The sequence below is a fragment of the Formosa algae genome, assembly GCF_001439665.1.
Classification (GTDB): Bacteria; Bacteroidota; Bacteroidia; order Flavobacteriales; family Flavobacteriaceae; genus Formosa; species Formosa algae.
Window position 1 is genome coordinate 108528 of the sequence record NZ_LMAK01000007.1, and the last position, 21881, is coordinate 130408.

11 protein-coding genes are annotated in these 21881 nt (G+C 34.7%); 2 read left to right on the forward strand and 9 right to left on the reverse strand.

Annotation, left to right across the window (positions count from 1 at the left end):
- Nucleotides 1–25: 25 nt before the first annotated feature.
- The 9 genes from AST99_RS02535 to AST99_RS02575 all read right to left on the reverse strand — a co-directional run bounded on the left by AST99_RS02535 (nt 26) and on the right by AST99_RS02575 (nt 18778).
- A complete protein-coding gene (locus tag AST99_RS02535; RefSeq protein WP_057778795.1) occupies nt 26–1534 on the reverse strand; it encodes a glycoside hydrolase family 30 protein in 1509 nt (502 codons plus the stop codon).
- A 7-nt stretch (nt 1535–1541) separates the two neighbouring features.
- The gene (locus tag AST99_RS02540) at nt 1542–2546 is read right to left on the reverse strand and encodes a glycoside hydrolase family 2 TIM barrel-domain containing protein (RefSeq protein WP_057778797.1); all 1005 of its coding nucleotides are present in this window, start codon (nt 2544–2546) and stop codon (nt 1542–1544) included.
- A gap of 5 nt (nt 2547–2551) precedes the next feature.
- Complete coding sequence (locus AST99_RS02545; RefSeq protein ID WP_157486285.1) at nt 2552–3760, reverse strand: glycoside hydrolase family 17 protein; 1209 nt, start codon at nt 3758–3760, stop codon at nt 2552–2554.
- Nucleotides 3761–3812: 52 nt separating this feature from the next.
- Entirely contained in the window at nt 3813–7259 is a 3447-nt protein-coding gene (locus tag AST99_RS02550; protein WP_057778920.1) for a hypothetical protein, read from the reverse strand.
- 193 nt (nt 7260–7452) lie between these two features.
- Nucleotides 7453–9126, reverse strand: a complete 1674-nt coding sequence (locus AST99_RS02555; protein WP_370875282.1) for a glycoside hydrolase family 16 protein — start codon at nt 9124–9126, stop codon at nt 7453–7455.
- Nucleotides 9127–9138: 12 nt separating this feature from the next.
- Nucleotides 9139–11232, reverse strand: a complete 2094-nt coding sequence (locus tag AST99_RS02560; protein ID WP_157486282.1) for a PKD domain-containing protein — start codon at nt 11230–11232, stop codon at nt 9139–9141.
- 12 nt (nt 11233–11244) lie between these two features.
- Nucleotides 11245–12717: a RagB/SusD family nutrient uptake outer membrane protein gene (locus tag AST99_RS02565; protein WP_057778807.1), complete on the reverse strand. Its 1473-nt coding sequence runs from the start codon at nt 12715–12717 to the stop codon at nt 11245–11247.
- 11 nt (nt 12718–12728) lie between these two features.
- Complete coding sequence (locus tag AST99_RS02570; RefSeq protein WP_057778809.1) at nt 12729–15743, reverse strand: SusC/RagA family TonB-linked outer membrane protein; 3015 nt, start codon at nt 15741–15743, stop codon at nt 12729–12731.
- A 227-nt stretch (nt 15744–15970) separates the two neighbouring features.
- Entirely contained in the window at nt 15971–18778 is a 2808-nt protein-coding gene (locus AST99_RS02575; RefSeq protein WP_057778811.1) for a helix-turn-helix and ligand-binding sensor domain-containing protein, read from the reverse strand.
- A 313-nt stretch (nt 18779–19091) separates the two neighbouring features.
- Here AST99_RS02575 and AST99_RS02580 point away from each other — a divergent pair, with 313 nt between their 5' ends.
- Together AST99_RS02580 and AST99_RS02585 are read left to right on the forward strand one after the other, a co-directional pair.
- The gene (locus AST99_RS02580; protein WP_057778814.1) at nt 19092–20189 is read left to right on the forward strand and encodes an acyltransferase family protein; all 1098 of its coding nucleotides are present in this window, start codon (nt 19092–19094) and stop codon (nt 20187–20189) included.
- Between the two features lie 208 nt (nt 20190–20397).
- Nucleotides 20398–21858 carry an aldo/keto reductase gene (locus tag AST99_RS02585; protein ID WP_198151376.1) on the forward strand — a complete coding sequence of 487 codons (1461 nt, stop codon included), beginning with the start codon at nt 20398–20400 and terminating at the stop codon, nt 21856–21858.
- Nucleotides 21859–21881: the final 23 nt, after the last annotated feature.

Here is a 21881-nt window from a genome sequence, read left to right on the forward strand (position 1 = left end):
TAAAAAATACAGAACTGTAAATGGTTTATTCTGTAATCATTACGGTTTGAATGGCTTGTGCGTCTATTGAAAATGTTACGGTCTTTTCGTGTAATGTTATGCTGATACTTTTTGGTGTTTCAGTTTCATTAAACAGCACTACAGCTATAGATCCATCAGGATTTTTAACGGATGACACCATAAGTGATTCATCAGAATTATCTACTCCAATCACCTCTGCTCCTGGACGCATATATTTACTAAAATGTGCCATGGTATAATAAAGTGGTGTAAAGTAAACCTCATCTGCATCGGGATCTACAATTACCGGAGCCACACACCAGTTTTCGAACCAGTTTGGTCCACCTTGGCGGTCTAATACCATATTCCAATCTACCCAACCGTCTACCCAATTGTTTAGGCAACCAATTATATCTCTAGCATATCTATTTACAGGTGCATATTTTGGGTGTAAATGTTTATCTTCTGGTGGTGCCCAATCATAACCCCAATCTGTAGCTTCTTTTTTCCAATACCAAGCATCGTCTTGCCATACAGGAACTTGAGAATCGATACATCCTTCTGTTTCAATTAAAAGTTTATTTGGTGCTTTATTATGTGCATATTGTAACGCTTCTGGGAAAAAATCATACGTACTTTCGTACCAATGAATTGCTGTCCCATCAAAGTATTTAGACGATGATTCGCTTCTATACATTTCGTCTACCCATTCATCTAAACCTGCTCTATTCTGGTCGTAACCTAAAATAATTTTATCGCCATAACCGTCTTTCTCTAATTTCGGACCTAAGTGAAATTCTACAAAATCGGTCATTTCTTTAGGAGAATAATGCATACTTTCCCAGTTGTTACCATTTCCATGAGGTTCGTTTTCTACTGTGAATCCCCAAATATCAATCCCTTCTGCTTTATAAGCATCTAAGTATTTTGAAAAGAATAAAGACCAGGTATCATAATATTCTGGCAGTAATTTACCACCCACCCATTTCTTATTATCTTTCATCCACGGTGCGGCTGTCCAAGGCGAAGCGAATATTTTAAACCCATCTTCAGACACCTCTATCGCATCTTTTATCATCGGAATTAAATCATCCATATCTTCTTCAATGGTGAAATGCTCTAAGTTTGTATCCCCTTCTACTGGAGAATAAGAGTAGTTAGTCAGTGAAAAATCGCACGAATTCATATGTGTTCGCGTTAATGAATAATTTGCACCGTCTTTAGCGAAATAAGCTTGTAAAATGGTATCGCGATTGGCCGGACTTAATTTGTTTAATAAATAGGCCGAAGACTCAGTAAAAGCTCCTCCAAATCCTGTTATGGTTTGGAATTTTTCGTCTGGTGATAGTTTAATACGAACCGTATCTTTATTCGACTTAAAGTCCTCTAATTTAGTCAGACTATTGCCTTTGGCAGAGGTTTCATAAACTTCAAATGTCATGTCGTTTTTGACTGTTTGTTCTTTCTGTTCGGTTTTACAACTGGATAATGCAATCATCATTAAACAGATGGTTACTACATTTAGTTTGTTCATATCTTAATTATTTTATCTGATTGTATTTGGCTTTAATAACCGCGAATGTTTCTTTCTTGTTTCTATTGATATCTACTATGCCCCAATATTCTTCATTCGGAGATCCATCGTAAGGCACACCGCTGCTTTTTGGTGCCCAGCCTCCAATATCTTGTTGTCCTGGGTTACCTGCTTTCCACCAACCATCGGTAAATGAAAACATGGTCACACCTGCACATAACTCTTGATTTTCGATTATTTTATCTAAAATTCGAGCATTGGCTTGGGCTTGTGCATCCTGATTTTCACCTTGTTTAAAGCCGTCACTTTCAATAGTCATATAACTGTCGCCTCCAGCTTCAGAGATATACATGGGTTTATCACTTTTCGCCGCCCATTGTTGAAAAATCTCTTCTGGGTTATCCCAACGGTAAACATTCATTCCCCAAACATCTATATTCGGAGATAGAGAAAGTGCTACATCATCTGGTAATTCTCCATGTGCAGTTGACACCGGATGATTGGTATCGTTGTCATGAATTAAAGCCGCAGCCGCATTCATGTCTTTATACCAATTATTCACATCGCCATCAAACCATTCTGGATGATAGTTGTACTCGTTACCCAATTCCCACATGAGAATAGCTGGATGATTTTTATAAGTATTTACATAGTCTATAAAGCTTCCTGAATACACATCGAAAAACCCTTTTTGATCGTAACCAAACCCGATAATGACTTTAATACCTGCTTCAGCGATTTCATCTAAAACCGCTTTATCATCTATTGGCGCATAAGTTCTAATGGTATTTATCCCCGCCTCTTGCATTAAAGCCAAATCTTGACTTAAGGTTTTAAAATCTCTATGTTCCGCCCCTTCTGGTACAGGATGATAGCAAATGCCTTTTATAAAATACGCCTCATCATTCACCAATACATGTCGGCTAGATACAGAAACATTTGTAGTTTCTGTTTGCTGTTTACACGAACTAAACGTGCTTAAAATGAAGAGTAAAATACATATATGTTTCATAAGCTTTAGTCTTTAATTGGTGGTACTGGAACGGTTTGCATTAAAGCCTCCTTATCGCCTCCAAATGTTTTTGTAATGGGTTTACCATTTCGGGTTAAACCGTCGAACACACCTTGATCTACTAAATTCCACAAGGCATATTTTGCTTCACCTTTTAAGTTTATTAGTCCAAAATAATTTTCAGAACCTAAAGGATTATCGGCGTCTTTCCATTGCTCGTCGAATGCTTCAAAATAAAAACACGACATGCCTGCTTTATTCGTCCACTCCCGCATATTTTTATAATACAAGGCTTCTTTATACTCGTCTGTTGCCTTAGAACCTGATGTGCCATATAATGCATTAGACATGCTCGCCCAACCTGTTTCTCCAATATGAATTGGTTTTTTCACACCTAAACTCGTCATGTAATTATATACACTATCGTATTGCGAAATTGCATAGGATTTAGCACGAGCCATAGCCGCATCAATTTTTTCGATATCCGACAACGCTGCTTCTTCGCCCTCAACACCCCAAAATACAGGATGGTAATGGGTATCGTGCATCGGGTAGGTATGCATAGAAATATAGTCGACAGCTTTTATTAATTCATTTAAATCTTCTGTATGATATTCTGCTTCACCTCCACCCCAAGACGCAAAATTATCTGAGCTTGTGATCCATAAATCTGGGGGCAAGTCTCCAGACTGTTTTAAGTCTTGTAAATGATTTACCCATTTTAAAATCACAGCAGGTTGTACATAATAACTCGTTGCCCATTTTACCATAGCTTCATTTCCCACCGCTATAATTTTTACGATGTCGGGATATGTTTGTGTTAAACGGATAGCCGTTTCAATCTCTACAGCATTGCGTTCGCTTTCTGCATTATGATCAGGTTGTTTATTAAAATCGAATGCATCTTTACAATCTATCCATGCACCCAGCATTACGTACATTTCAAAACTTTCATCTTCAGTTTTTAATTCTCTAATCGCTTTTAAAAGATTAGAAGCTTGAGCTAAATGCACATTATACGTTCTTAGTATTTTTATCCCCATTGCAGAAAGTATTTTCATATCTTCCTTTAATTCAAGAATAGTAGGTTGTACATCTCTCGTGTTTTCACGATAGCCACCATAAGAAATCGCTAAATACTTTGGATTTCCTAAAATATCTGCTGCCGATTTTTCTTGTACAGCCTGAGGTTTGTCGTTACATCCTAACATCATGAATGCGATAAAAAGTGTTATATAGATTTTTAAATGACTCATAATTTAAGTCCTATTTATTTACAGAAACTATTAAGGTATTGACATGTCCTTGACGTTCAAAAATAGATTTTGAAACGGCTTCATCTAAAGTATAACCTTCAAATACAAGCTTTGTATTATCGTTAAATTCAACCTCTATTTGAGCTACTGAAGCACGTTTATAAATCACAGGAACTTGACAATACGTAAATCCTAGTTCACCGGCTTCAAGAGCAAGGGTTTGAGTTTCTTTCTGGATATTATTTATAGTGAACACTGCTGGTGCGTTTAAAAACTCTGTGGTTTGTAATAATCGCGGGTTAAATACAATTTTACCTGATTCTACAGACACCCCTAATTCTCCAGCTCTACTTAATACATCTTCCTTAACTTGTCCAGTCATTCCTGGTTGTTGAGCCCCTTTGGTTGCTGGTGTATGCGAATATGGATCTGTTGGAAATGCACCATATAACTCTGGTGATTTATGTACCCCAATTCCCGCATTGATTTCATAATAATGCTCTAAAAGACGACCGATAACTTCATCCGACTCTTGGTGTTTAATGGCCAATAAGCAATTCTCCTGAACCGCTAATAATAATTTAGATACCATATGCCAGTAAATAGACCCTAAACCTTCGTAACCAAAGAAAGTTCCAGAGCGTCCTGTAAAAGATTTATGATCGAAAATTGATTCAAATAGTTGCAATACTTCCGCCTGATCGGCTTCAACCAACTCGTTATATTTATCGTCTAAGTTTGCTAATGCTACTTTTAAACTATTGGCATTATTAAAACTGCCGTTAAAATGATAATTTCCTAAGAAATCTTGTTCAACAACATGTCTGTTACCGTCTTTAACTAAGGTTTTTAATAAGTTAGATTGTTCTACCTGATCTGAAGGAATATTGTTTTTTTGATCGAATCTTGGTAACTCTTTATTCGGATATAAAATGTAACTGTATTGATCTTCTCTAAACAATGCACTATGCTTTAAGCCATCAAGTAAGCTTAAGGCTTGCGTAGCCGAAAGATACTTAGAACTTAACACGGCAACTTGACCTTCTAACATTTCCGACAGGTAAGAAATAGAGACCTCATCGTCGTTTTTAATGGTCATTAAATTGTAAGCATGATACATATTATCTTCGCGTTTATTCGCATCGATACTATGCTCTAAATATGTGGTTGTAATGGTAATAAAGTCTAATAATTCCGATTTAGATACTGATGCTTTCTGACTTGAAAAACTAGCGTTATAAATGGTTTCTCTATACGTACTTCCTGCTTTACCTAAACCGTCTAAAACTGTTTTTCTTTTTTTATCTGTTACACCATCGGTAAGCATATTTTTGTTTGCCTCTAAAGTGGATACTACAGCTTTAAAGCACGCTACTAATTCTTCAGAAATTTGAGTCTGTTCTACGTCAGATTGTTCTACTAAGTCTTTAAAAAATCCTAAGAAACGTCTCAAGTAATATAACGTAACCATAGATACACCGTTTCCAACTAAAGCATTATTGGCATCGTTCCATTCTGGACGTTGTGTATTTAACCAAATTCCTCCTTCTGGAATAAAGTTAGAGACTTTTGCTAGTACGGTAGCGAGTAATTTTTCTATTAAATTCACTCGATAAATATTCGCGTTCTGGTCTGTTAATAAAGCGCCATCTGCACCTAATTCGGCACGTTTTTCATCTATAGTTGCATTTAATTTATAATCGAAATCTATGGTGTCTTTCGGGTTCTCTAAAATATCTGAATACGACTTGATTTTATAAGGCACGTTAGCATACACAAACACATCTTGATTGAAGCGTTTTGCTAAAGTTCCTGGGTAATAATCTTCAATAAATTCTAAGAATTTTAGCAAGTAAATAATTTGGTGATCTCCCCAATATCCGATGTAAGACCATGGATCGTCTTCTTCAATCACTTCCCAATCAAAACCACCTTTAGTCACTCGATACGGATTATACCCTTCGAAAGTTGTGGCATTTAAGAATTTATGAATCATGCCTTCAATAAACTCTGGGTACGCATGCGCTAAGGCTTCCCAATTCTGGAAGATGTCTCGCCAGTTTCCTTCGTAATCTAATATTTTAGAGCCGTCTACTTCACTTTGTGTGTTAATTGAAAATTTATTCCAAGGTCTGCTTGGATCTCCATGTCTTCGACTAAATTTAAGTGGTAAATATTCTAAGCACAGGCGTTTAAAATCGTAATCAGTACTAGATTCTGCTATATGTTTTATGTCGTCCAGAAGAAATACTTCTGGTAAATCTTTGATAATGCTTTCGTTTTGTATGAAAACATTTTTATTTGCTTTAGATAGATAGGTAATAAAATCTGCTTTCTCTATCTGGTAATTATCATCGAAAATTCCACCACGCATAATATTAAAAAGCGTGTTAGAAAAATGTCTCATATTAATAAGCGGATCCGCAGTGACTTGAAGTCCGTCTGCGGCTCCAGACAATGCAATTAAACGTTGCGTTCCCGCATCGATATCCTCTTGAATAATACTTGCAATGTTTGGTTCATGTTTTAAAAGTTCAGAAACTTTAACAACATCTGAGATGGTTTGATTTACATTGGCTACAAACATCCAGTTTTCTGTTGTATTGGATTCTAAAACTAAATCAGATGAAATGAAGTATGCGCCTTTTTCGGCTTTTACATCTATTTCTTCTGTAATAGGTTGGTGTGTTCTAAAGGCATTTAATTGCCTTGAAGACAACAAGTGCGTTGCATTGCTAATCCCTGAAGACCATACAATATTCGCTTTTAAAGCTTCACTTGGTTCTGCTTTATCTACAATGACTGCGCTTAAGGCGAAAATTCCTAAACCTACTTCGGTTTGCAATTCGCTTTTCTTGTAGGCATCAACTAAGTTACTACTACTGTTTTGTAATGCTGAAGTCACTCCCGATGGCAATAGGTTTTGAAGTCCATCTAAAACGGTGACTTTAATTTTATTTTTTGAATGATTTTCTAGTGTCGATTTTTTTACAAATCCGTACACATGACTAGAATTCCACTCGTACTTAAATGTTAATTTTAAATCGTGATTAATTTCTTCAAACACGACTTTATTTCCGTAGCTGTTTTTATAAACATTTCTAGTGGTTTTGTATAATCCGCTTTGTCTTTCAGAGAACGGTTCCCAAATAATAGATTGTCCTTTAATATGGATTTGAAAAATAGTTTTGCTTCCTGTAATGTCTGCAAGTTCTGTAATTTTATCATCTGTATAATACGGAAACAATGATGATTCTGCATTTTTACGTCCTGCTGTCAATCCGCCATTACTTGAAATAAACATCCAATGGTTGGAATCGCTTACAATACTCATAAAAAATGGACGCATATTATCGCTGTTCGAAATTTTATAAAATGTTTCGCCATTAAGAGTTACTAATTTTGTGTCGGAATTAGTAGTGTTAGAACTATTGTTTGTTTTAGATTCTTTATGCATTGTATTTTTCATTACTCTTTTTATTTATAGGTGCTACTTAGAAATATTCAAAATTGTATATTGATGATGATGTGACTTATTTATAATCACATATTATCATGTCTTTCGTGAATGTTTTGGGGTTAAGTTTTAGTTTTTAAAGGGGCAGGCTCTGTGCAAAACACTGCCCCTAATTAAAAAACTACAAACAATATTATTGGTAAACTCTTACGTAATCAATTTCCATAGAGTCTTGCGTAAAGTCGGGATCTACATCGCCTCCTAAACTACCACCCATGGCTACGTTTAGTATCATAAAAAAGTTTTTATCATAGAATGGTAAATCGTCACTATTAGTTAACGTTACTACTTCTACATTATCTACAAGAATGATTAAATGTTCTTCAGACCATTCTAGAGTATATAAATGAAATTCTGAAGTCATGTCGCTTACTGCTAAAGTTTCTCCATAACTCGCATTTGTACTTGAACTCACATCTAGCCAATGAAATGTACCAAGAGAAGTTTCTTTATCTGCTCCAGTTTGCTCCATAATATCTATTTCTCCACAAGACGGCCATCCTACCGTATCGAAGTTAGAACCTAACATCCAAATTGCTGGCCATGTCCCTTGAGACGCTGGTAATTTTGCATACGCTTCTACGCGTCCGTATTTAAAAGATTGTAAGCCTTGAGACTTTAATCTTGTAGACGTATAGGTATCACCATCTTTAATTGCTGTAATTTTTAGTACACCATCTTCTACAATTACATTGCTAGCATCGTCTGTATAGGTTTGTAACTCTTGGTTTCCCCATCCACCTGCACCTGTATCGTAGGTCCAGTTTGTAGCATCTGGTGCGCCATCTGTATCAAATTCGTCTGACCATACTAAGTCGTTAAATTCTGACTCAAAATCTACTTCACCTTCAACTGGTTTACTTGATGTAAATACTTGGTACCAAGCCCCAAATCCAGGTTGAATGATTCTTACTCGTAACGTATTTTCTGTAACCGAAATAATATCGTAAGAACTTGCGCCAACATACCATCCCATAAATCCGCCATCAGAAATTTCAAAAGCTGTACCTCTATACGCTTCATCATTATATGAACCTTCTAAAGCTGCTTTAGATGTAGATGGTAAAAAGGATACGGTTTTAACACCATACATTGTTGTTGCTACGGTTTCATCGTAACAGGTATCTCCTGTCACTCCAATTTCATCTCCGTAAGCTCCAGGAATAAAAGCAAGACCTGCAGTTTGCTCGAATGTTAATCCTTCTTCGGTACGTGTAAATACAAACTCATCGCTGTACATACAATACTTTTCTTCATCCCAAGCTAAAATAGAACCCCACCAAGCTTCATATGCAAATTCTCCATTTCCGTAATCATCTTCAATAGGACCTAATCCTACATGTAAAGGAATATCTGCTGCCCAATACCATGTTTTAGAATCTCCTACTAATTCTCCAGACAGAAAATCTTCTGCTTCTACATCAGAAAAAGAACTATACACTTCAACTTCCATTGCTGTGCTAGATTTTACACCTCCTGTACCTACAGCATTAACCACTACGGTATAGGTATTAATACCTGTAGTTGTAAATCTGTGTTCTATTTCTCCAGATGGAGCAACATCTGTTTTACCATCACCAAAATTGAATTGGTAGGTGATTTCATTATCGGCAGTAGATGTGAAATTTACTACTCCACTTCCATCACCGTAAGGATTATCGGCATCTACACCCACAATTTCGGCTGATATAGTCACGTTTGTAGGTGTTACTATATCTCCAATACTTGTGTCGTCTTCTTGACAGCTAGTAAACAATACTGCAACTGCAAGAACAAGTCCTATATAATATTTTATGTTATTCATCATGTTTTAGTTTTTTTAGATTCTTTCCAGTTTAAATTGCCAGAATGTTCCTGAACCTGTTCCGGTTTCAATAGACACGCTAATGGTGTTATTATCTATAAAAGATAAGATATAGCTCACAGAGTCTGCTGCATCTGCTGCATCTGAAATCTCTGCAGCATTGGTTGCTTTAGCTAGTCCGATAAATGCACCTTGACCATTTAAGGTTAATACCCCATCACTGTAAGTATATGTTGCAGCATTAGATCCGTCGAATGGTGCTACTGGTGTTCCACAACCATTAAATCCGCTTTGCCATTCTTCTAACCAAGTTGATCCTCCGAATTCATTTTTAAATGTTCCATCTGCACTAAATACATAGGCATCGTCGTAATAACATGCGCGTTCTGTAACACAAGCATCGTCGCAATTCCACCAAGAGATATCGCCTATACTAGGGCCTACTCCTAAAGCTCCTGCCTCTTGAGACATTTGCCAAGTCCCCGTTAATGGAGAACTTACAACACCTTCTCTGACTAAAGTAAATTGCCAGAATGTTCCAGAACCTGTTCCCGTTTCAATAACCACCGCTAAAGTGTTTGGATCTGAGAATGTTGCAGAATAAATAATTGAATCTGGTGCATCTGCAGGATTTGTTAACTCTCCTGTATTTGTCCCTTTGGATAGTCCGATAAAAGCCCCTTGCCCATTAAGTGTAATGGTATTGGTATCGTCATCATATACATATGTTGCTGCGTTAGAACCATCGTGTGGGGCAACTGGAGTACCACAACCGTTAGATCCGCCTTGCCATTCTTCTACCCATGTTTCTCCTCCAAATTCATTTTGAAACGTTCCATCTTCATTAAACACATACGTATCGTCATAGAAACAAGCACGTTCTGTAACACAAGCATCGTCGCAATTCCACCAAGACACATCGCCTACAGCTGGCCCCACACCTAATGCACCTGCTACTGAAGCTAATTTCCAAGTCCCAACAATTCCTGTTTCAACTCCTGAAGGCACTTTGTAAAAGAATAGGTTATCTATAAATATGGTACCTGCTCCAGATTCTACACCTTCAAACTTAAATTGAATCATATTTGAGAAATCTAAAGCTCCATTTTGTTCTATAAACATAGATACAGGAATATCGAACGATGTCCACTCATCTTGAGTTAATTCTAACTCGACTGCAGTTTCGTTAGGTCCTGCACTAATTGGTGACATTTTCGCATTAAAATCGGCATTTGCTGTCCACACATCTACGTGAATAAATTCCATTGCAGACGCATCTACACTTGTTCCGCTAAAATCAATTCCTTGATATGTAATGTCTCCATATTGTATCATGTTATTTCCATTAACATTTATTTGCGTATAGGTAGTTGTTTGTCCCCAGTTTGGATTATAATCTATCCCTTCAGGGTTTGTATACGTATCGCTATAGATAGAAATAACATCTGCCTGATCTCTAATTGGCACTGGTGCCGCTTCTAAAGGCTGAAGAATTGCAGTAACTTCAAAATCTTCTGAATATTCTGTAGTTGCAATTGCAGCACTCATAGCAACCACTTTAATGGTATATGTTCCTGCTTCTTGATATTGATAAGAAATAGTCTCTTCTACATTAAGTGGCATTGGCTCTGCGTCATCATCTTCTCCAAAATATACTTCAAAACCAATTGCATAATCTGCTGTAGCCGATACATTAACTTGTTTAGAAATGGCTGCATCATTTTCTATAGTTACAACCAAGTTTTCTGGTTGTTTAAACGATACAATCACACTCTGATCTGCTGAAGTTGTTAAACCGTTTAAAGACACTGCTGTAATTGTAGCGGTATAAGTTCCTTCTTCGTATGTATGTGTTGCGCCATCACCAGGTGTAATGCTTAATTCTGGATCTGATCCATCTCCAAAACTCACATCGTAACTTACTGCGCCATCTGCTAGAGGTGTAATGGTAACTAAACCTGTATTATCTTGAGTCACACTCACTGATGCAGACACATTTTCTGGTGCAGTTATGTCGTTTACATAATCTGTATTATCGTCTTCAGCACAACTTATTGCGATAAGCACAACAAGACCTAAACTGAATGCGTATTTTATAAATTTCATCATAGTTTCTTAGTTTTAATAGTTTGCATTTTGCTCCCAGTTTCCATTAGAAAATTGAATTTCTTCAATTGGAATTGGGAATACCTCGTTTTTACCAGCGGTAAATCCGTCTATTTCTGCACCTCTTCCTGTTCTTACTAAATCAAAGAAGCGGTGTCCTTCTCCAACTAATTCTACACGTCTTTCATGCGCAATAGCAGCTGTAAGTGTAGTCCCTGTAGATGTTACATCGTTAGCTTCGCCAAAGGCTCTTTCACGTACACGGTTTAAATATACTTGTGCTTGGCTATCGCTAATTCCGCCTCGGTTATAAGCTTCTGCAGCCATAAGTAATACATCTGCAAAACGAATGGCTCTGTAGTTGTTAGGGTTTGTAAGGTTTTGATCTCCTGTGTTTAAATCGCCTTCTCTTGGTAAATATTTTCTGTTATAATATCCTGTATGATTATACCCTTCTGTATAAGTTGCATCATAAGTTGCAGCCCAAGCCACAATATCTAATATAGCCACATCTTTACGTAAATCGCCATCTTCAAACTCATCTACAACCTCTTGAGTTGGTACGTTAAAACTAAATCCTGATTCGAAAACTGGACCAGAATAATTTCTAATTCCGTTAAATCCTACAGCTACATTACCTTCACTACATTCTAAACATTCGAATCCTGCACCTTCTGCATCTGAATATTGTACTTCGAATACAGATTCTATATTGTTTTCAGTATCATTTTCAAAAATGGCATCGTAATCTTCTACCAATTGGTAAGGTCCGTTAGCGATTAAATCGTCAAACACTTCTGCCGCTTCTGTAAATTTTTCTTGATATAAATATGCTTTTCCTAAAAGCGCTTGTGCAGACCCTTTAGTCGCTCTACCAGTTTGTGGCGCTGTATAACTTAAGTTTTCGATAGCATAAGTTAAATCTGCTTCAATTAAAGCATACACATCTGTAACTGGAGAACGTGGAATTACGGTTTCGTCTCCTAATTCAAATCGTGTTTCTTTTAACGGAATAGGTCCAAACCATTTTACCAATTCGAAATAGTAATATGCTCTTAAAAAGTGTGTTTCACCAAGGATAACTTCTTTTCCGTCGAAATCTGTTTTATCTTGAAATTCTAAAATAAAATTAGCTCTGTTTACACCTGCATACATCCAATCCCATAAGTTTTTTAATTCACTATTTACGGGCGTATGAATCATCTCATCAATTTGTTGCCAAGACGTTACATCTGTAGCACTCTCTCCTCCTGCCAAGGTATTATCTGAAGCGATTTCGCCTAATATGACATTTAAGTAAGTTGATTGTAATAAATCGTAAGCACCAACTAAGGCATTATAATAATCGTCTTCTGAGTTAAAGTAACTTTCTGAATCTATGCTGTATCTATCTACTTCTTCTAAATACTCATCGCTACACGAATGAATGGCAAATAGAAATAGACATGCAAAAGCACTTATTGTTATTTTGTTTATATATTTTTTCATATTGCTAGTTTTTAAATAGATAGGTTTAATCCTAAAATAAATTGTCTTGAAATTGGGTAAAAACCATAGTCAATTCCACCTCCGATAGCATCTCCACTTGTAGCAGATGGATCGTAACCATTATATTCAGTAAATGTGAATGCATTATTTACAGACACATATAAACGGAATCTGCTGATTCCTAATTTCTGAATTACTTCATCTGATAAAGAGTATCCTAATTGTATATTTTGGATTCTTAAAAATGAAGAGTCTTCAACATAAAAGTCTGAGAATAATTTATTTGAAGTTCCACCTGTAGTTGTTCTAGGCACACTATTGCTAGTCCCTTCTCCTGTCCATCTGTCTAAATACAGACTTAAACGGTTTACATTATTTTGATCACGCTCGTAGTTACGCACGGTTTCTTTTCCTAATTCTGCATACATATAGGTACTGAAATCGAAGTTTTTATAATCGAAACTTAAATTTAATCCCATAATATAGTCCGCTTGAGGTTTACCTAAATACGTTCTATCATCTAAAGTAATTTCGCCATCGCCATTAACATCTACAAATCTGATATCTCCAGGCTGAGCTGTTGCTCCTAAATCTGATTGTGATGGATGCGCATCTACTTCTGCTTGATTTTGAAACAATCCATCTGTTTTAAGTCCGTAGAAATATCCTATTGGTTGTCCAACTTCCATTCTTGCAATGGCTGGTTGCCCCACACTAAACGAACCACCTTCTGAAACTGCTCCACTACTAACCGCAATAACTTCACTACTAATATTAGTTACATTATAACTAACACCAAAAGAAAAATTGTCTGATACCAATTGCTTATAATTTAAGAACAGTTCAATCCCTTTATTACGTGTTGTACCAGCATTTACAGTTGGTAAACCTGCACCAGGAGCACCTGCACCTAAAATACCAGATACTGGGAAGTCTTCTATTAATAAATCATTTCTGTCTTCAATAAAATAATCGGCTACTACTTCTAATTTATTATTGAATAAATTAACATCTAAACCAATATCTAATTTTTCTGCAGTTTCCCATGTCGCATCTGGATTAGGAATTCTTCCATTTGCAACACCAGTTACTAATGCATCGTCTAACACATAAGTTGCTTCCCCGCTTAATTCAGATCTATATAAATCGTCTCCAACATTATTTCCAAGAATACCATAACTGGCTCTAAGTTTTAATAAGTCGATAATACTAGAGTCTTTTAAGAAGTCTTCGTCTGAAATTTTCCAACCTGCCGTTGCCGAAGAGAAGTAATCGAATCTATTATCTGATGCGAAATCTGAAGACCCATCACGACGAATCATCCCTGAAATTAAATACTTGCTTTTATAATCGTATTGCACACGACCAAAGAAAGATGTTAATCTAGAATCGTAAATATAAGAACTCGTAGATTTAGCTTCAGAAATTCCGTTGGCTAAAGAAATGTCTGCAAATTCCCAAGAATTGTTAGGAACATCGTAACCAGTTGCACTTAAATTGTCTCCCCAAGCACGTTGTGCACTTGTTCCCAATGTAAATGAAGTGTTATGGTCTTCTGCAAATACTTTGCTATAGGTTGCAAAAGTATCCCATGTGTATGAGTTGTTGGTGTTTTTAGTTTGAGTGACACTACTTCTATCTGTATTAAACACTTTACCAGAACCGTAATCTACTATAGGAGAAAATGTTTTTCCATTATCTGAATACGATTTCACACCTATACGAGATGTAATTGTTAAACCATCTATAGGCTTATATTCTAATTGAAATGTACCTTCTATAGAGTTCCCTGAATATTTATTGTAGGTATTATTTATTTGCGAAATCGGATTTACCACTTCATTTCCTAAAAATCCAGAAGTATCTTCTTGATCTAAACTATATGTAGGTGCGTAGTTTAAGGCATTAAATAAAGGTGTTCCTAACGCATTCTCTCCAATACTTTTTCTGTTATTGTTGAAATAGTTTGCAGAGGTTGTAAACTTTAATTTATCGAAAATATCGAAGGTTAATTTTATTTTAGCGTTTGCTCTTTGGTAATTAGATTTATCGCTAGCTACAATACCATCTTGCTCCAAAATAGAAGCTCCAAAATAGTAAGTGTTCGTTTCTCCCCCACCTGAAGCAGAAATGTTGTGGTTGGTTATTGGAGCTGTATTAAAAAGCTCTTCTTGCCAATCTACACCTGTACCTAAACCACTAACATTTGGAAATGGTAAATCTTCCCCGTTAGCAGCATAACTTTCGTTTAAAAGTAAAGCGTATTCTGTTGCGTTTAAATATGGGAGTTTACGAGTTGTTTCTTGAAAACCAGTATATCCATCGTAACTAATTTTTACTTTAGTATTGTTTTTCCCTGATTTGGTTGTTACTAAGACTACACCGTTTGCACCTTCTATACCATAAATTGCAGCTTGTGCATCTTTAAGTATAGAAAACGTTTCGATATCGCTTGGGTTAATGGTATTTAAGTCTCCTTTATATCCATCTATAATAACTAAAGGACCGTTATCACCATTTGAGCTTACACCACGAATTAAAATATTATACCCTCCTCCTGGCGAACCTGAAGGTGCAGTAACAGAAACTCCGGCTGTAGTTCCTTGTAAGGCTTGAGTAGCATCAATTGGTTTTAATGCTTCAATAGTTTCAGAACTGACTACAGCAACAGCACCAGTTACATCATTCTTTTTCTGAGTACCGTATCCTACTACGATTACCTCATCTAATTCTGCTAGATCTTCTTGTAATTGAATGGTTAGTTCGTTATCACCAGAAATCACTACTTCTTTAGTTACATATCCTATATAACTAATTGAAATTGTCGAACCCATTTCAACCCCAGTTAAGGTAAAATTACCATCAAAATCTGTGGTAGTACCAGTAGATGTATTCTTAATAATGACGTTTGCTCCAGGAATAGAGAAACCAGTTTCATCTTGAACATTACCAGTAACATCTATATTTTGTGCACTAGCAAACGTTATAAAGAATAGGGTTAAAATTTTGAATAGCGTGTGTCTCATAAATATTAGTTTTTGTTTAAAGTAAAACTAACACTTAAGATTAATAAATTAATAAATCACACCGCTACAAAAAACATACATGATAATTAAAAAGCATAAATATTACGAAAACCTCAATAATAACAAGGTGTTACGCCTTAACTTTTATTTAACTTAAATCTTAAATAACCTTAACTTTTACCCTATGTTGTGGTGTTGTATAGGTGTTTTTTTTAGTTGTAGTGGTATTACAATTCTAAAATATAGTCTGTTAGGTTTGCTTCGTGAGGGAGATTCATTTTTTTACGTAAACGATATCGTTTCACCTCTACGCTTCGTGGTGAGATATTTAAGAGTGGTGCGATTTCTTTAGAACTTAGATTTAATCGTAAATAAGCACACAATCTCAAATCGTTTGATGTAAGCTCCGGATGAACCGATTTTATTTTCTTAAGGAAGTCTTTATCGGCATTATTAAAAGCTTCTTCAAACACCTGCCAATCGTCTGTATTGTTTATATTAGTGTCTATAATATGTATAACCGACTTAATATTTTTAACATCTTTTACTTTTAGTAACTCTTTTTTAAGACTGTTTAACAATTCATTCTTTTTAATAAGCGTCATGGTAGACATGCCCAATTCTCTGTTTTTACTCTCAATATCCTGACGTAATTTATCGTTATTAAATCGCATGAGTTGCTGTTTATTTTCTAGTTCTTTTAAAACCAGTTCACGATGATTATCCACCAACAGTTTTTCTCGCTGTTTTTTATAGTGACGTTTATAAGTATTGTGCATAATAAAAGAAAAAAGCAATAGTAATAAAACATATACCACTATCATGCCATTTGAAAAATACCAAGGTCTTTCAATTTGAAAACTATAAGTTTCTATATTGTCTGATAAAGTATTTCCTATGCGTGCTTTTACATGAAAGGTATATGTGCCATAAGATAAGTTTTCGAAGAGTACAGACGATTTTTTTAACCACGGACTCCATTCATTATACATACCATCCAATTTATATTGAAACTCGGGCACCAAGTATTTTTTATACTCGGGTATGTTATAATTAAACTCTACATTATTTTCTCGATTTTTGAAGGTTGCAAAACTATGTTTGTCATGCAACTTAATGGTATCGTTATTTTTAGAAGCCGTACTAGAAATGGCATTTAAATTAATTTTGAAAGCTTTATTTTCTAGTTTATCTAAATCTAATATAATATAACCGTTAGAGGTACCGTAGAGGTATTTATTGTTAAACAAATAGGTTATATTTTCGTAACCTGGAATATAACTCCTCACAAAACTAGGAAGCGGAATTTGATGAATTAAAGGCGTATTGCTTAACTTCCCTGGTGCTAAATAAGCGATACCTGATTTAGAAAACGACCATAAACGATTATTATGCTTATCGTGTATTAATTTTCCAGAAGAATATTCGTTTTCATTATACAATTCGCTAAACAAAGAATCTTTAACAAACTCCTGTGTTTTGGTTTTATAAACAGAAACTCCAGATTTATTCGCGTAAAAAATTTTATGTTGATATTTACTGAGGCTAGAATTTAAACCTTTTTCCATTCCTGGGACTTCTGCAACTTTAATGGCCTTGGTTAAATTTTTATCTAGAGTAAGCTTAAAGACACCTTTATATTCGTGATTGACTAAAACCTCATTGCTGTTTAAAAATTCAAAAGAGCGGCTAGACACATTAAATCCTTCAATTTTATTTCTCAATTGCCATGTACCTTCACGTTTTTCAAGCACATACAATCCTGAATAATTTCCTTGAAGCATAAGGTTTTCATGCACAGGTTTTATATCCCACGTTCCTAACACATCTACAATAAGATTTGCTTTATTTTTTGTAATAATAAATGTCCCTGAATTATGACCACAAAACAAAGTATCGTTAATCTTAGTTAAAGACCAAACAGCACCATGTGTACCTTCTATAAAACGAAACCCTTCATCTGTACCAAATGCTTTATAAAATAAACCCTGATTTGTTCCTAAATACAAATAGCCATTATATAAGATAGAAGAATTTACAGAACCCAACATGCCTGCAACATCATTATACACTGTAAATGGCGAATCTATATTTACACAATTAATTCCGTTTTCTAAACCTAACCAAATATTACGTTCTGTATCTTCAAATACAGAAAGAATGGTATTATTACTTAATCCATTTTTTTGATTTAAATGCTTAATTAATTCCCCTCTTCCATCAATATGAAAAATTCCATTAGAGATACTTCCTAAAATATAGCTATCATCTTTAAGTTGAAGACTTCTGTAAATCCTACTTTGAGATAAAATGCTATCTGAAGAGATATTCCATTTTTTTAAGGCATTATCCTCGAAACGATAAAATCCATGATCTTCAGTATGAAATAAAATAAGTCCATTCTGATTATAAATGTTAACTAATAAATTATTTTTTAGGATAGGATCGTTAGAGATTAATTTGGATGTGCCATTTACAATTTCATAAACGCCATCATTCACTTTCTGAAAGTAAACACTCGCATTTACTTTTACCATTTTATAAATGGTTGTGTCCGAATTTATAATGGATACAGAAGCTTTTGTTTTATTGTAAATATATATGCGGTTTAACGATTGAAACAATACCCAATCATCTATGGTTATAATATTCCAAATGTCTTCATCTTCTAAAAAAGAAACATCTAACTTGGTTGATAAAGACACATAATCCAATCGCCCTAAAGTATTACGTTCCCAATATCCAAACTCTTTATAACTCCCCGTATATATACGATTATCTTCTACCGTAACAGACCTAATTATGGTTTGGTTTGGAGATAAATACAGCTCCCATTTTGCGCCGTTAAATTCCAAAAGTCCTTTGTTATTGGCTATATAAATGTATTTATTTTTATCCTGAGAAATATCCCAGTTCTGATTATCGGCACCATAATCTGATGGAAAATACTTTTGAATAGGAGGATATTCCTGAGCATAATAGTTAGTAACTACACTAAAGAAAATGAAGAAAACTATAAATTTAATTAGTTTCAATGGTAAAGAGTTAGTTGTTTAGAACTAATATAGTGAAAACAGACACAATCAACAATAAGTTTTAGCCCTGTAAACACAGAAAAGACCTTAGATTCTAGGTGTAAGCAAATTAGCTTTATCATTCAATTTAACACTAAAAATGCTATCGTTTTTAAAGGTCTCTATTCAAATCTTAACCAAATTAATGGCACACACTATATATTATTACTAAATTTAAGGTTTTTAATATTTTTTAAACGTTGAAGTTTTAGTGGTTTCTTATGTTATTTAACTCTATTTCTGACAATTAAATTTTAATTTAAAATTATAGTCAATGAAAAGGATTGAATGGATAGATACAACCAAAGCTATTGGTATGTTCTTAGTTTTTTATGGTCATTATATTGAAGATTTAATCGAACTAGATTACAGTCAAGATATAGCTCAATTACAATTTAACTTTATTTACGCTTTTCACATGCCCATGTTTTTTGCATTATCTGGCTTTTTTGCTAAAAAAGTGACAGACAAGAAAGCGTATACTAAAAAGTTATTTTTACAACGTATCGTACCCGTTTTTTCGTTTGCTATTCTATTCTTTCCATTATGGATGGTCTATAATGCCTTAGATACAGGACAAGTATTATGGGCTAATATTTTAGAAAAAGCAGCAATGTATGCCGTTGGTAATCCGCAATTAGATTTTATTACATGGTTTCTTATCTGTTTATTTACTACAGAACTTATTGCAGCATTTTTAAACCTCGTGTCTGAAAAAAAATGGGTAAACTTGTTGTCTGGAGTGTTTTTTATAATTTTCGGATATTATAGTATTCAATACACCGATGGATTTACAGTCTTCCCTGGTTTACATTTAAACTTTTGGTATATTCAAGAAAGTATAATTGCTTTAGGATTTTACCTTATTGGAAATTGGATATTCTACAGCATAAAAAAAATAAAACATTGGGTGTTCTATATCTCTACACCTCTAGCATTAGCACTATTAATACTTTCTTTTACCTATATAGATCATACCAATAAGGTGGTAATGGCTACTTCAGATCATGGACAAATCATACCATTTTTACTCAATGCCTTCTTAGGTATCGTATTTATGATCAGTTTAGGCCATATTATTCCTCCAAACAGAGTTTTTAAATTTATTGGTGCTAACACTTTAATTCTATTAGGATTAAATGGTGTGTTTTATCATTTTATTAATGCAAAACTAGCCGCATTTATACCTAGTCATGATTCATTCTTATTTATAACATTGCAATGCATAATTGTTTCTGTTTTTTCTATTTTAATCTGTTACCCTGGTATTACGCTTTTAAATAAATATGTTCCTCAGCTTTTTGGTAAACCTTTTGCAGATGGTCCGCTATTAAAACCTATACATATTTCAATATTTAATAAACACACATAGGATATTATATTTGTCTTTTATAGTGATTCATTTGAGTTAAAAAATATTTCAAAAAAACACACTAATTATTTGCTTTTCTTACAAACAGTGTGAGAAAAGAATTACAAGGTTTTCAATCCTTAAATTCGTGTTAAAAATTTCGGTTTTCTGTTAAAAGACAGAGTCTTAAATGATAGATTTTTTAACTTCAACAAAAAAACCACAAGCTATGAAAAGTAAATATCCAGTAACAAGACGAGATTTTTTGCGGTTAACGACTACAGCGGCAGCCGGAGCCGTAATTCTACCTTTAGGAATGAGTTTTTCTGACAAAGCTCCTGCTCCAATGTTAAGACCTTTCGGGCGCATGAAAAATAAAGTGACAACATTAGGACTTGGCGGACAAGCATCCATTCAATGGACGCCAGATGATGTAGATCCAGTTTCAATTATCACAAAAGCTTTTGATCTAGGTATAAATTATTTCGACACGTCTAATGTATATGATTTAAGTCAATTACATTATCACTCGGCGTTTGAAAAAATGAACTTAATTCCAGGGAAACCGAATTACGATAAAGAACTGAGAGAATCTATTACCATTACAAGTAAAACACTAATGCGATGGGGAAAACCAGGATGGGAAGAAGTTGAAAATGTAAGAAACAAATCTAATGGTGAAGATGTGCAAACCGCTGCAGATGATATAAGAAGAACCATGACTCAACTTTTTGGTGACGGCAAAGGGAACTATCCAGAAGGTTCATACGTAGATATTGTTCTAATTCATGCGTTAGAATCTATTGAAGAAAACGATATATTATATAAAGGTATTGAAACACCAATTAAACCAGATGAAAACTTTGGAGCTTTAATTGTTTTAAAAGATTTTAGAGATGGTACTAATTTTACAGGAACTAATCCTAAAAATGAAAAATTATTAAAACATATTGGTTTTTCAGGTCATAAAAATCCTGAAGCCATGATTGATTTTATGCAACGTGATGAGTATGATTTACTTGATGCTTTATTAGTATCCATAAACTCTAACGATCATTTATATTTCAATATGCAACATAACGTTATTCCGCTTGCTAAAGCTAAAGGCATGGGTGTTGTTGGTATGAAAGTTTTTGGCGCAGGAACCATGTATAAAGAAGTCCCAGGTTTTTCTAGAAGACCAGATCAAATTTACCGTAAAGTCGGTTCAACAGCTTTACCAAGTAATGAACTTATTGAGTATGTATTAACCACTCCTGGTGTAGACACCCTTATTATAGGAATTGGTCAAGTAGATGAAGATCCGTTAAAATGTCAATTAACACAAAATTATTACGGTGCCCAAGTAAAACCAGATTCTATGTCTCAAGAAAAACGACGTAGTATTGAAGCCAAAACGGCAAAAGCAGCTGGAGAACGCACAAATTTCTTTCAGCTTGATAAAATAGATATGACGGCGCCTAGAGATGTAAAGAAAGACATGGCAAACGGATCAACTAAAATAACATGGCAAACAGCTTATGCCGCTGCAAATCCTATTTCGCATTACGAAATTATGTTAGACGATAAACTTATTGGTAAAGTAGACCATAAGCCTCAAGTACTAAAGTCGAAACCTTTTGTTTTTGAGACTAATGAATCTGGTCATTTTAGGGTATATACCGTCGATAAAGCTGGACACAGAGCCTAATTTTTAATCCTTTTGATGCCATC